This is a genomic window from Aquamicrobium lusatiense (assembly GCF_014201615.1).
Taxonomy (GTDB): Bacteria; Pseudomonadota; Alphaproteobacteria; order Rhizobiales; family Rhizobiaceae; genus Mesorhizobium; species Mesorhizobium lusatiense.
On record NZ_JACHEU010000004.1, the window covers coordinates 105,148 to 119,185 of the forward strand.

Sequence of the window (14,038 nt, forward strand, 5' to 3'; positions counted from 1 at the left end):
CAGCGATCCCCCCTTCACGCCATTCGACCAGCTTGTTCCTTCACCTTGCCCCGTAAGAAACTCCAACCTCATGCCCTTCGGCAGAAAGGGCGGTCAAATGGGGTGGGTTCGCAACATGCATCAGGCACGCCAGAACGGCTGGGCGCACGGTGAGCGCCTCGATCCGGGGTTGCGCGGGGCAGGGTTGGACGCGGCAGAATGGGACAGGCTGGCCGACAGCGAACTGCCCATGCCGGCAGTGGACCGCAACGCGCGCATCGCGGTGGTTCACGACTGGTGCCCGAATTTTCGCGGCGGCGAGCGGGTGCTGGCGCGCATATGCAGCGTGTTTCCCAAAGCGGAGGTGTTCACCCTGTTCGACTTCCTGCCGCGCGAGGTGAAGGAGGAGTATTTCCCCGACGTCGTCTTCCATACCTCGGTCGCCAACCGGCTGCCGCTGGTGCACAAATATCACCGCGCGCTGTTCTTCCTCTGCCCGTTCCTGATCGAGCAGTTCGACGTCACCGGTTACGATGCTGTCATCTCGTCCTCGGCCGCCTTCTCCAGAGGCGTGCTGACCCGGCCCGACCAGCCGCATCTGTGCTATGTGCACAGTCCGATCCGCTATGCGTGGGACGAGCAGTTCTCCTATCTCCAGCAGGGTCGGTTCGGTTTCGGGCCGAAGGGACTGGCCTTCCGCTACCTGCTGCACAAGCTGCGCATGTGGGACATGCGCACGGCCCATGGACCGGACCTCATGCTCGCCAATTCGAGCTATGTGCGCGCGCGTATCAGGCGCATTTACGGGCGCGAGGCGATGGTGGTTCATCCGCCGGTGCCGACGGGCGAACTGTACTATGTGCCCGTCAAGGAAGACTATTACGTCACTGCGGCGTTCCATGCGCCCTACAAGCGGCTGGACGTCGTTGTCGAGGCGTTCACCCGTATGCCGTCGCGCCGTCTCGTGGTGGTGGGCGACGAGGCGCAGTCGAAGCATCTGCGATCGCGGGCCGGTCCCAATATCAGCTTCACCGGCCATCTGCCGCGCAAGGACTATGTGGCCAATATCGCCCATGCCCGCGCGATGGTGTTCGCCGGTTGCGAGGATTTCGGCATTGCGCTCGCCGAAGCTCAATATTGCGGAACGCCGCTGATCGCGTTCGGGAGGGGCGGTGCCAGCGATATCGTGCGGCCGCTGGGGCAGGTGCGCGAGCCGACCGGGGTGCTGTTTGCCCGTCAGGACCCCCGGAGCCTTATCGACGCCGTCGGGCATTTCGAGGCCAATGAGGAGGCGATCGCGCCGCTGGCCTGCCACCTCAATGCCGAGCGCTTTTCGGAGGCGCGGTTCGATCGCGAGATCCTGCAGGCCATGGCCTCGCTGCCGGCCATGCACGGTTAAGGGTGCTCGCTTTCCTGCGCAAACAGCAGCGGATGGGCCGAGCGGAACTCGTCCGAGCGGATGATTTCCTGTGCCAGTTGCGGCGGCGTCAATTCGCGACGGTCGAGGCGGGCGAGATAGTCGGACAGGCCCCTTCCATCCGGCTCTCGGCTGAGCAGCAGCATATAGACCGCTTTTATGTAGTCAGCATTCGTCATGCGCGCGACGGGATGCGCGCGCATGAACTCGCTCGTTTCCAGAAGCTCCGCCAGCGCTGCCGCTGTGCTTTGCCCACGCTTCAGGGCGAGGGAAACGCGCCATTGCTCGGCTGGGGCCGGCAGGCGGTGCAGTGCAAGGCAATAGAGATAGGCTGCCTGATTGGCATGGTTGGCCACCGACGTGTCGAGCGCCTTCCGGTCGCAGCCGGGGGCTGGGGGAAGCGCTGGTGCCGCATCTTCGGCATCGCCTTCCGCCGCGATGAAACCCCTGGCGGTGCTGTAAGCCAGCTTGACGCCATCGGGCGTCCATCTGCCTTCGTCCGTCTTGCGCAGGCGCGCCAGCCCCATGGTGGCCTCGAAGCTCGGCGCCCAATAGGGCTCGTCCAGCAGTTCGTAGATATGGGCGGCCTCGATGCGGTATTCGGCCCGCAGTTCGCGAAACTGGCGCATCATCTCCAGCAGCCCGTCGGCCTGATCCTGTTCGCCCTTTTCGCCGGAGCGGTTGAACTCGGTGATCCAGACCGGCTTGCCGAGGGTACTGAGATAGTCGAGCGGCCGCTTCAGGTCGTCGCCATAGTGGTGCCAGACCGAAATGTCCCAGTCGATGCCATCCGCCTTCATGCGTTCGAAGGCTCCGGTGTGGCCCCAGCCCGCGGTGCCCATAGCCTTGCGGATTGTAGGGTCCGCCGCCTCCGCCCCGTCGGAAAGCCCGCGCAGCACGGCGCTCACCTTTTTCCAGCGCGGCGTGAAATAGTGCGAGGGATCGTCGCCTCCGGCGGTGCCCCATGAACAGTCATATTGCGTGCCGTCGTCGCGCATCTCGCAGGCGCTGATCAGGGCATGGATTTCCATCTCGTTGCCGAGTTCCCACACGCGAATGTCATCCCTGAAGCGGGAAACCAGCGTTTCCGCCATGGCGTAGGATTTTGCATAAAGGTCGCCGATGGTTTCGGTATCGAGGTCGAAATCGGGCGTGATCACCGGCAATATGTCGATGCCGCGCGCCTTCGCCTCTTTAACCAGAGCCGCGAGCCCGGAAATATGATCGAGGCTGGAAACGTTCACCCGGTAGGACGTCATGCCGAGATCGCGCACATAGTCGAGCTGCTGCTCGAAGGAGATGTCGGGATAGGCCGTGAAAGGATGGCCGTTGACGCCCCATCGAAAGTCTTCGCTCCATGCGGCGCTGACGCTGAGCAGGCCGGCCAGAGCCATGCAGAGCCGGACGATCATTCCGACTCGCTCCGGCCTCCATCGCCGGTGAGCACGCCAGCGAAGATTTCGGCGATGCGGGTGACCGTCTGCGCGTCCACCTTGCGCGAGGTCGGCAGATTGATGCCGCACGCCGAAAGCCGCTCGCCATGCGGGCATTTGCGGGCGTAGCGCCGGTAGGCCGGCATCGAGGACAGGCCGTGAAAGAAGGGCCGCAGGTCGATATTGGCCTGCCTGCACGCCTCGATGAGCCGTGGTCGCGCTTCAGCCGGCACCAGCGCGCAGGAAAACCACGTCACCGGCTCATATCTGGCCGGCATCGGCGGCGGGAAGGCGATGCCCGGCAGGTGCCCGAGCGCTGCCTCATAGCCCTCATGCACCCTGCGGCGCATTGCAAGAAAGGCGTCCATGCGCTCCAGCTGGGCACAGCCGATGGAGGCCTGAAGATTGGTCATGCGGAAATTGTAGCCCGCTTCCTCGTGCCAGTAGCGGCGCTCCGGGTGCATGCCGTGGTCACGCAGCATGCGCATGCGCCGGGCGAGGTCTGCGTCGCGGGTCACGCAGATGCCGCCTTCGCCGGTGGTGACGATCTTGTTGGCGAAGAAGGAGAAGCTGGCGACGTCTGAGAACGATCCGACCGGCTGGCCGTCATAGGCCGCGCCATGGGCCTCGGCGCAATCCTCGATGACGAACAGCCCGTGCCGCAGCGCGAGGTCGCGGATCTCGGTCATCGGCGCCGGCCGGCCGAAGACATGCACCGGCATCACCGCGCGCGTGCGCGGCGTGATCGCGCGCTCGATTGCCTCGGGCGTGATGCACCATGTCAGCGGATCGACATCGACCAGAACCGGCGTGGCTCCCAGGTGGATGACCACATTGGCCGAGGCGGCGAAGGTCAGGTCCGGCACGATCACCTCGTCGCCGGGGCCGATGCCGAGTGCGGCCAGCGCAAGGTGCAGGGAAACCGTGCCGTTGGAGGTGGCGACGCCGTGGCTCATGCCGGTGCGCGCGGCGAAGGACGATTCAAACCGGGTGATGTAGTCGCCGGTCGAGGAAATCCATGTCGAGAGAAACGCGTCCATGAGGTTGCGCAGTTCGGCATGGGAAAGATCCGGCTCGGCCACCGGCAGGAAGGTTGCATCGGGGCGTTTTTCGATGCCGACGATGCGCCGACGCTCATCCAGCACCGGCGCAACGGCCGAATCCGTATCGTTGAGGCTGCCGGGCCTGACGATATCGCCAAGGCTGGCGTGCCCGAGATGGACGCCATCGTGCAGGGCCTGCCTCAGGTCCTGAAGCTTCAGGCGGCCGATGGCCTCGCCGTCGCCATTGGTGACGAAGACCAGCCCGTAGCCGTTGTCGAGCGCGCGCTCGATGGCCGCCCACAGCCCGTCCGTGGCGCGGCAGACGAAGCCGGCCACTCCGGCTTCGGTTTCGATGCCGGCGACATGGAGGTTCATGATACCCGTGCCGCCGATGTAAGATAATTCGAGGTCAGGTCGGGGTTGTAGAGAATCACCGATGTGCCGTCGTGCTCCATCCGGAACGGAACGAAGGTGAGGCTGGACAGCGCCGAAAGCACGGATGCGCGCGCTTCAGGCGGCACGAACATCAGCAGGAAGCCGCCGCCGCCGGCGCCCAGCAGCTTGCCGCCCAGCGCTCCCGCCTTGCGTGCGGCGTCGTAGCAGCCGTCGATGGTCGGATTGGAGACGGAGCTGTCGAGTTTGCGCTTCTCCATCCATGCATGGTGCAGCAGCCGCCCGAACTCCGCGAGCGGGCAGTTGGGGTCGGTCAGGATCCGCTCGCCCTCGGCCACCATGTCGTACATGGCGCGTAATTCGCGCGTACGGTCGTCGAAGCGGGCGACCTTCTTCTTCTCGATGGCGTCGGCGGAGCGGGTGAAGCCGGTGAAGAACATCATCAGCGAGTCTTCCAGAAGCGCGCGCCGCGCCGGCGTGATGTTGACCGGCCGCACCCGATGGTCGCCGCCAGGGCTGAAGTCGATGCGGTTGAGTCCGCCAAGGGCGGCTGCGATCTGGTCCTGGCAGCCGACGGTCTCCTTCAGCAGCTCCTGCTCCACGAAGATCGCCTCGCGGGCCAGCACATGCTTGGGGCTCAGCCGGCCGAGATTGCCGAAATAGGCATGCAGCAGGGAGACGGTGAAGGCGGAGGAGGAGCCGAGGCCGGTCTGCGAGGGCAGGTCGGCGTTGTAGATCACCTCATAGCCGCTGTCGTCGGCCGCACCATAGTGCTTGAGCACCTCGCGCACCACCGGATGGCGGATTTCGTTCATGCAGCGCACCTCCTCCAGCATGCCCCATGCGACCCGGTAGTTGAAGTCGAACACTGCCGGCAGGCGCCGCAGCTGGACGTAGATGTACTTGTTGATGGTGGTGGAGAGCACGGCTCCCGGCTCGGGCCGGTTGAACCAGGTCGGATGATCGGTGCCGCCGCCGAAGAAGGACACCCGCAAGGGACTTCTGACGATGATCATGGATATGCCCCCAATGCCAGAGATTCAGCAATCGGTCCGGCAGGCGATGGCCGTCGGGCCTTAACCAGTATTTCCAGAGGTGTTCTGCTGCGCAAACCGGGCGTTCGGCGGTCGGGCTACCCTTTTCGGGGGAGCATCGGGCCTTCGGGCGTATGCGCCGCACCTTCTTGCGGAATGGCGCCTAGACATTCGCGTAACGCGAGTTGCGGATCATCCTGTAGCCGCGGATGAGTTCCCCGATGCCGTCGTCGAGGCTCCAGTCCGGCATCCAGCCGGTGCGCTCCAGCTTCTCGTTGGAAACGATGTAGTCGCGCTTGTCCGGGTCCTCGCCGATGGGCGCTTCCAGATAGACGAATTGCGGCACATGCGCCCTGATGCGCTCGCACAGCTCCAGCTTGGAGAGGTTGGCGCTGGACAGGCCCAGATTGTAGGGCTGGCCGCGCATGGCGTCGAAGTTGGCAAGCGCGTGCTCGAACCCCTTCACCACGTCGCGCACATGGATGTAGTTGCGCTTGAAATGCCCCTCGAAGATGACGACGGCGCGGTCGGTCACGGCCCGCCATGTGAAGTCGTTGACCAGCAGGTCGATGCGCATGCGCGGCGACATGCCGAACACCGTCGCCAGCCGCAGCGTCACCCCTCGCGCATTTTCCAGCACGGCCGCCTCGGCCTCCACCTTGGTGGTGCCGTAGAGCGAGATCGGGTTGAGCGGCGTTTCCTCGGTGCAGAAAATGCCCTGTTCGCCGATGCCATAGCCGGAATTGGTGGTTGGGTAGACGATCATCTGCGCCGGCGACGTGCGTTTCGTCAGCGCAACCACCGCATCCCGGTTCAGGGTCGTGGCGGTGATCGGATCCTGCCTGCACAGCGGCGCGCCGACGAGTGCTGCAAGCGGGATCACCGCATCGGCTCCCGGCACCAGTTCGTCCAGAAGCCGCTCGTCCCGCGCATCGCCCCGCACGGGCTGGAAAGCCGCATAGCGGCAGCAGGGCACAAGCTCCGTGGTGCCGCGCTCGAAAGTGTCGAGCACGGTAACGCCGTGGCCGTGTTCAAGCAGCGTGGGAACCAGAACCGAGCCGATATAGCCCGCCCCGCCGGTAACCAGTATGTGCATCGTCATCCCCGATAAAGCGTTAGAAGGAAAAAGCTTCCGGCCGGCGCTGTCCCTCATCCGGCAAAGGCGTCGTCCACCTGCGGCGCGATCCTGAGCATTTCCGCGAAGGCGATCATCAGGTGGTAGAGCGTCGAGGCTGGCACATGGTCTGTTACCGGCCTCCGCTCCGCGTCGATCCTGTCCATCCACGTTCCGGGCAGTCCCTGATCGAGGAAATGGTCGAACAGGACGCGTGTGCTGCTGGCGAATACCGGGCGCGGATCGATGCCGAACAGCTCGAACATGGCCACCGCCGCCTGAATGCGCTCGGTGTTGGGCCATACGCGCGAGCCGGCATCCAGAACCATGCCGTCGTCGCGCACGGCGCTGAGCGTCAGCCAGTCGTCATGCTCGACGCCGTGGGTTTCGGCGAACCATGTCAGTCCCTCCACGAAAGGACGCATGTCGCGGCCGGTGAGGTGCTGATAGCGCGCCAGTATCCAGGCCCATTCAAACTGGTGGCCGGGCTCTATGGCGCGCCCCTCGGCAGTATGAAGCCGTTTCCAGCGCTCGTCGAACTGTTCGCCGAGCGTCGAGGTGCGGGGGTCGAAGAAGCGCGTTGCGAAGAGATCGACGATCTCGTCGGCAAGGCGGCGGAAACGCTCGCCGCCGCCGGCTTCGAGATTGATCAGCGCGGCCTCCAGTAGATGCATGTGCGGGTTCTGGAGTCGTGCGCCGGAGGCAGGCTTCTCCACCAGAAAACCCTGACCGCCGGGGTGGCGCATATGCGCCTCGATGAAATCGAGCGTGCGAAGCGCCCACAGGCGGGCGGCATCGTCCCCGGATGCGCGCCGGTACCAGCCGAATGCGTAGAGGATGAAGGCGAGGTCGTAGAGGTCGGGCGTCGCATCCTTCACGCGCCCGTCGGGGCTGAGCAGCCGCGCCCAGCCGCCGTCCGGCCCGAGCCACGCGTTGCGGGTGAGGAAATCGTGGCCGAAGCGGGCGCATTCGAGCGCGTCTTTCTGGCCGAGCAGGGCCGCATGGCTGAAGACATAGATCTGCCGGCCGATGACGCGGGTGCGCTTGAAATCGACCGGCCGCGCCGACCCGTCGAAGGCCATCTGCTCGACATAGCCGCCCTGCCTCCAGTCGACGCCGTTTGCAGCCCACAGCGGAACGGCGCAATCGAGCATCCACTGGCTGGCCCGTTGAATGGCGGTGTCGGCCTGCCATCCGTGATCGATCCTGATTTTCTGGCGCGTGGCTGTGAGGTAGGGCATGGTCAACCTGCCTGCATGGCTGGAGTTTCAGTGAAAATCGGTTTCGGTAGCGGGCCAGCGACCGGCCGCACGGCGGCCAGCGCCTGCCGCACGGTGGCGAGCAGATTGCCGCCGTCGAACAGCATGCCCGGCATGCCCGCCCGGTTCGCAGCCTCGATGTCGCTGTCGCGGTCGCCTGTGAGAAAGCTGCCCCGATCGCGTATGCGCCATTCGCGCCGCGCTTTGAGCAGCATGCCCGGATTGGGCTTGCGGTCGGGATGCGAGGGGTGCCTGTACCGGCGGATCGTTGCATCCGGATGGAACGGGCAATGGTAGAAGGCGTCGATATGGGCGCCGATGTCGGCAAGCTCGGTCTGCATGCGGGCATGGAAGGCATGCACATCCGCTTCGTGGTAGAAACCATGGGCGACGCCTGCCTGATTGGTGACCACGAACACAAGGTAGCCCGCCTCGTTGAGGGCGAGCACCGCTTCGCGCGCGCCTTCGATCCACTGGAGCTGTTCGGGCCGGTGGGTGTAGCCGCGATCGGTGTTGAGCACGCCGTCACGGTCGAGAAAGGCGGCGGGCCGCGCCAGCCTGAAAGGCAGGTCGCGTCGGGCCTGCGCCAGCGTTTCCGGCAGGCCGATATCGAGGAAATAGCCGTCGAAGACCCGGCCATCGACGGCCCCTTGCCGCACAAGTTCGGGAAAGACGTCCTGCTCGATCGAGCAGGGGCCGGCAATGTGATCGAGAACCGCGCGGTTGAGCAGGTAGAGCCCGCCATTGATGAGACCCGGACCTGTTGCGGCCTTCTTCTCGGTGAAGGCGGTGATGCGTCGGCCGTGGAGTTCGACCGAACCGTAGCGGCCGGTGTCCTCCATGCTGCGCAGGGCCATCCGCGCCAGCCTGTCGCGCGGCGGGGCGACCGCCAGCGCGCGCAGGTTGATGTCGAACCACGAATCTCCGTTCGCGAGCAGGAACCACGGATCGAGCATGCCGGCGGCATGGCGAAGCGCGCCGCCGGTTCCGGCGGGTTCCGGTTCGCGGATGACGCGGATGGTGGCGCCCCTGATCTGCCGGCCATGATAGAGGCGTTCGACGCTGTCGCCCAGATGGCCGGCCAGCAGCACGATGTCTGTAAAGCCATGGCGCGCCGCCTCTTCGATGAGCAGGTCAAGCAACAATATGTCGGGCGCGATCGCAAGCAACGGCTTCGGTGTGGTTGCCGTCAGTTTGCCGAGACGCGTTCCCTTGCCCCCGACGAGGAAGACTGCCTGCCTGACAGCCATGCCACGTACCCCCCGTGGTTTGCCGGCAGCTTGTTGCGCGGTCGGCCGATGCTGATTTGCGCCATCAGCTTCCGCGCCTCTGCGTGAACCATCAACGCGACAATAAGGGGTAGCCCCCTCGCCAAGCTGTTGACTTGCTACCTCGGCTGATCGCTTGCCATGGCGCCGGTGGTGGCAGCATGCTGGCCCTCGCTCTGGAAAGCCCGGTCAACAGCTTCGATCGGGCCCGTTCCGACCGGACGACAGCCATGGGGGAAAGCCGCAATGGTGCTGAAGCAGCAGGCGAGGCTGGGCGCCTATTGGCTGGTGGGCTCGCAGGTGGTCAACATGGTGACGGCCTTCCTGCTCGCCGTCTTCCTCGCCCGCGTCCTCGAAATCTACCAGTTCGGCCTGATGACGCTTTCAACGGTCGTCTTCTTCATCGGCACGCTGGTGACGACGGCGGCCTTCCGCGAGACGCTGATCGTGCGGCAGGATCTTGGCCGGGACACGATATCGGCATTGTTCTGGCTGAGCCTCGGCCTGTCCGTCGTCGTCGCCGGCGGCTGTGCGCTGGCTGCCGCCCCCGTCGCCCGTATTCTCGGCACGCCCGAGTTCGAAACGCTGATGTGGGTCGTTGCCGGCTCCATACTCGCCAACGGCATCGGCGGCATTCCGGGCGCGATCCGCGTGGTCAGGCGCGACTTCGCCCGCATCGGCATGCAGACGGGCGTGCTGTCGCTGGTGCTCGCGCCGGTCACCGTGGTCATGGCGCTGCAGGGCTACGGTGCGCTGAGCGCCGTGATGACGGCCTTCATCTATCATTGCATCACCTGTGCCCTGAACTGGTACTGCGCCGGCTGGACGCCGCTGTGGCGTGTATCGCCGCGCGCCATCGGAGCCGTGCGCTCGACCCTGCTGGTCATGTGCGGGCAGCAGGGTCTCGATGTCGCCAATTCGCAGATCGACAGGGGCATCATCGGTTCGCTTCTGGGGCCGCACGCGCTCGGCCTCTACTCGATCGGCCGGCGGCTGAACGATCTCATGATGGACGCCATCATCGGCCCCTCGGTCAGTGTCACCATGCCGCTGATCGCCTCCATCCAGGGCAATGTCGAGCGGCTGCGTTCCGCCTATGTGCAGACGCTATCGCTGGCCATGATCATGGCCGTTCCCATGAATCTGGGCCTGCTGGCGGTGGGCGACCTCGCCATCCGCGTGCTGTTCGGCGAAAAATGGCTCGATGCGGCACCGGTGATGTATGCCTTCGTGTTCATGGGAATTCTGGGGGCGATCAGCGGCGTGCAGCGATCCGTGGTTCAGGGCGGCGGGCGGCCCGACATGTGGTTCCGCATACAAGTGGTGCATACCATCGCCAACATGGCGGCGATCGTGGCGGCTGCGTCCTTCGGCATTTTCGCAATTGCCTGCGCGATGCTGCTGAGGGCGGTGCTGCTCAGCCCTCTGGCTTTCATCGCGGCGGGAAAGATGACGGGGGTCGGCAGGCGCCAGCATCTCGCCATCATGCGCGCTCCGGGCGAAGCCGGCCTCGCCATGCTGGTGGCTGTGCTGCTGGTTCGTGCAATGCTGCCCGCCGGCCTCGCGCCGGTGCTGTCGCTGGCGATACTGGTGACGCTCGGCGCGGCGGTCTATGCGGGAGCGCTGGCCCTGATCGCCAGAAGCGAGTTCCTGCATGCGCTGTCACTGGTCATGCCGAAAAGCCTGACCATGAAGCTGCATTCGCTTCGTGGCGGCACATCCTGAAAGGACGACCGGAACTGTTTTCCGGCATCGCGGCGTTTCATCCATAAGGGTGGGCGCAACGAGCCGCGGCCTCCCAAAGACTCAGGTCCGACGACCTGACGGGCGCGCGCCTCTCTCCTGAATGATTGGCACTGCCGCCTATTGCTGCGTCGCAGCACTTTGCATCTGCGGTTATCGTCTGAGGTCGGCGGATTTCGGTTCGTCGGGCTGCGGGGTCTTGTCGAGAGGGGCAGGGGAGGGACTGTGTTGAGCGATCCGATCCATACGGGTGCGGGGCCCGCTGCTGCCGGCCAGCCGGGCGAGGCTGCCCCGGCGCGCAGGGTCATGCTCATAGTCGCCATGCCGGGCGTCGTCTCGACAAGCCTGATCAGGGCGCTCGAACTGGAGTTCCCATGGATCGTCGTGGAGCAGCGTCCCGACATTTTTGCGGCCTGTCAGCCTTTTGATGAACCGCTGGCGCTGATCCTGTGTGAAGCGCATGTTCTGCCTGCGGTCGAGGCAATTTCATCTGAAATACTGCGCATTCATCCGCTCGCGAGCGCCGCCGTGATCGAGCAGGGTGATCGTGAACCGTCGTTTCGCCTGAAGGATGTGCTGGGTTCGCGGCTGGTGCGGGGCATATTGCCCATGAGCCTGAAGCTCGATGTCTGGCTCTCGGTCGTCCGCCTGCTTCTGCATGGAGGGGAATATTTCCCGGCGCGGATGCTTTTCAGCCAGATTGCAAGGGAAGCGGCATCATCCCCCGTTTCGGGCACCATCAGTCCGCCCTATGCCATTTCGGATGACGACGATCTGGCGACGCTGACGGCGCGGGAACTTCAGATTCTCGAGATGGTCGCGCGCGGCCTGCAAAACAGGACGATTGCGGCCGAATTTTCCCTGTCCGAGCATACGGTCAAGGTCCATCTCCACAACATCATCGGCAAACTTGGGGTCCGCAACCGCTCTGAAGCTGCGGCCTGTTTCCGCAAGGGCATGAACTTGCGGGCAGACGGGATGTTCCGGATCCGAAGATAACCACCCCGGCTCACGGGCACGGCGTTTCAGTGCACGGGCGCCTGATCGAGATAGGCAATCTCGAAGCCGGTTATATCCGCAGCGCGCTTGATATCCTGAAATTCCACCACGCCATCGCGAAACACGACGATCCTCGCTTCACGCAGCTGACGCAGCACCCGGTTGATGTGGATCGCGGTCATGCCAAGCGCATCGGCCAGAATGGACTGGGAAATAGGGCACGGATAGGTGCAGCCGTCGCCGATGCCGACCAGCTTGAGGCGTTCGCCGAGTTCCAGCAGAAAATGCGCCGTTCGCTCGAACGCGTCGCGCCGTCCGATACTGACCAGATGCTCCACCACCATGGCCTCGTCGCGGGACGCCGCCCACATCAGCCCGACCGCAAGCCTTGGCGTGCGACGGAATACCTCCAGCATCCGCTGCCTGTCGAGCCGCGCCACCTCGACGTCAGTTATGGTAAGAAAGCTATGGTCCGAACTGCGCAGCAGCAAGCTGCGAAGCCCGAGGAAATCTCCGGCTATCTGTATGTCGATGATTTGCCGGCTGCCGTCACGCAGCTGCTTGTAGGAACATGCCCAGCCTTCGCGCAATATATAGGCTGAATGCGGATACTGCCCCTCGTATACGACTTCTCTGCCAGCCTCTATCAGCGAGCGCTGCCTCTGCAACTCCCGCAGCATGATCAGGTCTTCGGGCCCCAGCCCTTTGAATGCCTGCAGTTTTCGGGTAAGCGCATCGCGCGTTTCATCCATCCGATCCCCCTTCTTGTTGTCTTTCCTCCTAGATTTCGCGCTGCAAGAGGTTGCTTCCAAACGGCGGTCTTCATCCGATGGTGCTCCAAAAGGCTACCAAAGGTTGTCTCAGGTTAACTTAAATCAATAAATAAAACAGTCCCTCGTTTGTGGGAGCTGCGTCACACTTCTTTATCGGAGCAGTTTTGTTTTGATCCAATGCCGTAAAACTGACCAGTAGTACTGCAGCGCAACATACATATCCGCAGGAAGAAATCTCTTCGTGCCAGGGGCACGCCATTGGAGTGGGAAGTGGCGTGCATGCAGAGCGTGCAGGGATTTCATGTCCCCGGCGTCCGGCTGTTCGATGGCTCCTTCTGTTCCTGAGACGGATGATCTCGCTCCCCCATAAGATGTACTCCCGGATTTAGCTTGATTAACGATCAGTTAATCTGGGTTAATTTTATGGTCCACGAAAAACGCTAAGGTTGCATTCGGCTTCGGGGGGGATTGCCCGGCCATGATATCACCACGGCTGGGGTTTCAACGTCGCGAATACCACTCAGAGCCGATGTCAGAACCTAAAGTTCAAAGGGGATTAAACCTATGAGTACGGGTATCGCTTTCAATTTCACAAAAACATCGATCTCTGAAACGCCGGTCAATTCTCCCATTTCACTCCATCGCATACATGATCCCGGCACCGAGCCCCCCGGAGGAGCGGAGGACGCGGGCCAGTCTGATCGAACGCTCGTCATCATCGACAATCGTGCCCTTGAGCGGGAATGCTTTGCCCAGAGCCTTATCGCGCGCGGCGTGGGACTGGAGGTGCTGGCGGTCGGCAGCATCGAGGAGTATACGGCCCGACGCGACGAGGTTCCGCCTGTTTGCGCTATTCTGCTCAATCTTGGCGGAAGACGTGTCGGCGATGCGCAGGTGGAGCATGAAATCCGGCGCCTTTCTGCCGAATTTGGAAAGATTCCCCTGATTGTTCTGGCCGATACGGATGAGCTGCCGCAAATTCTGCAGGCTCTCGAATATGGCGTAAGGGGCTTTATTCCAACCTCGGTCGGCATCGGTGTCTGCATAGAGGCAATCGGGCTGGCCATGGCAGGCGGCGTCTTCGTTCCCGCCAGCAGCGTGATTGCCATGCGGCGGCTGGTGGAATCCCGCCCGGAGACGCAGCCGCTGTCGGGCATGTTCACGCTGCGCCAGGCCGAGGTGGTGGAAGCGCTGCGCCGGGGCAAGGCCAACAAGATCATTGCCTACGAACTCAACCTGCGGGAAAGTACCGTCAAGGTCCATATCCGCAACATTATGCGCAAGCTCAAGGCGACCAATCGCACCGAAGTTGCCTTCAAGATCAATCACATGTTCCCCGGTTATGCGCAGGCAGGCGGATCGCACGCGACGCATCCGCGCTAGAAACCGCATCAGTCGCCTCCGGATAATTCCACGACCGGCGATTTTGAGGGGCTGTACGTGCGGTTGAAAAAGCAGCCTGCTCGCAATTGCGGCAACGACCAGATTGTGGGGCATGTGATCGCGCCCCTCAGCTGTTTCGCCGGACATTTCAGCAGCGGCTTGCGACGCGCAGTTGCGAATGCAGTCAGGAACTGCTCATC

The 14,038-nt window shown here is 63.6% G+C and carries 11 protein-coding genes; 4 read left to right on the forward strand and 7 right to left on the reverse strand.

Translation table 11 applies throughout. The features are described from left to right. Positions 1-115 precede the first annotated feature (115 nt). On the forward strand, positions 116-1,378 hold the full coding sequence (locus HNR59_RS17600) for a glycosyltransferase (RefSeq protein WP_425488675.1): 1,263 nt from the start codon (positions 116-118) through the stop codon (positions 1,376-1,378). Here HNR59_RS17600 and HNR59_RS17605 read toward each other — a convergent pair. The 6 genes from HNR59_RS17605 to HNR59_RS17630 form a co-directional block, all read right to left on the reverse strand. Beyond that, the gene (locus HNR59_RS17605) at positions 1,375-2,808 is read right to left on the reverse strand and encodes a DUF4214 domain-containing protein (RefSeq protein WP_183832347.1); all 1,434 of its coding nucleotides are present in this window, start codon (positions 2,806-2,808) and stop codon (positions 1,375-1,377) included. The two genes, HNR59_RS17600 and HNR59_RS17605, sit on opposite strands and share 4 nt — an antisense overlap. Next, a complete protein-coding gene (locus tag HNR59_RS17610; protein ID WP_183832348.1) occupies positions 2,805-4,247 on the reverse strand; it encodes an aminotransferase class I/II-fold pyridoxal phosphate-dependent enzyme in 1,443 nt (480 codons plus the stop codon). The genes HNR59_RS17605 and HNR59_RS17610 overlap by 4 nt, the downstream gene beginning before the upstream one ends. Next, positions 4,244-5,281, reverse strand: coding sequence for a GHMP family kinase ATP-binding protein (locus HNR59_RS17615; RefSeq protein WP_183832349.1), 1,038 nt, complete (start codon positions 5,279-5,281; stop codon positions 4,244-4,246). The genes HNR59_RS17610 and HNR59_RS17615 overlap by 4 nt, the downstream gene beginning before the upstream one ends. Positions 5,282-5,462: 181 nt before the next feature. Further along, complete coding sequence (locus HNR59_RS17620; protein WP_183832350.1) at positions 5,463-6,395, reverse strand: NAD-dependent epimerase/dehydratase family protein; 933 nt, start codon at positions 6,393-6,395, stop codon at positions 5,463-5,465. A 53-nt stretch (positions 6,396-6,448) separates the two neighbouring features. Further along, positions 6,449-7,654 carry an AGE family epimerase/isomerase gene (locus HNR59_RS17625; RefSeq protein WP_183832351.1) on the reverse strand — a complete coding sequence of 402 codons (1,206 nt, stop codon included), beginning with the start codon at positions 7,652-7,654 and terminating at the stop codon, positions 6,449-6,451. 2 nt (positions 7,655-7,656) lie between these two features. Then, entirely contained in the window at positions 7,657-8,922 is a 1,266-nt protein-coding gene (locus tag HNR59_RS17630) for an HAD-IIIA family hydrolase (protein WP_183832352.1), read from the reverse strand. Positions 8,923-9,186: 264 nt separating this feature from the next. On the opposite strand from HNR59_RS17630, the gene HNR59_RS17635 reads away from it, so the two are divergent. Together HNR59_RS17635 and HNR59_RS17640 are read left to right on the forward strand one after the other, a co-directional pair. Further along, positions 9,187-10,665: an oligosaccharide flippase family protein gene (locus tag HNR59_RS17635; protein ID WP_183832353.1), complete on the forward strand. Its 1,479-nt coding sequence runs from the start codon at positions 9,187-9,189 to the stop codon at positions 10,663-10,665. A 246-nt stretch (positions 10,666-10,911) separates the two neighbouring features. After that, entirely contained in the window at positions 10,912-11,682 is a 771-nt protein-coding gene (locus HNR59_RS17640) for a helix-turn-helix transcriptional regulator (protein ID WP_246374817.1), read from the forward strand. Between the two features lie 26 nt (positions 11,683-11,708). On the opposite strand, the gene HNR59_RS17645 is transcribed toward HNR59_RS17640, so the two are convergent. After that, on the reverse strand, positions 11,709-12,434 hold the full coding sequence (locus HNR59_RS17645; RefSeq protein ID WP_183832354.1) for a Crp/Fnr family transcriptional regulator: 726 nt from the start codon (positions 12,432-12,434) through the stop codon (positions 11,709-11,711). A gap of 585 nt (positions 12,435-13,019) precedes the next feature. Here HNR59_RS17645 and HNR59_RS17650 point away from each other — a divergent pair. Next, positions 13,020-13,838 (forward strand): response regulator transcription factor, encoded by an 819-nt coding sequence (locus HNR59_RS17650; protein WP_183832355.1) that lies wholly within the window; start codon positions 13,020-13,022, stop codon positions 13,836-13,838. Positions 13,839-14,038: the final 200 nt, after the last annotated feature.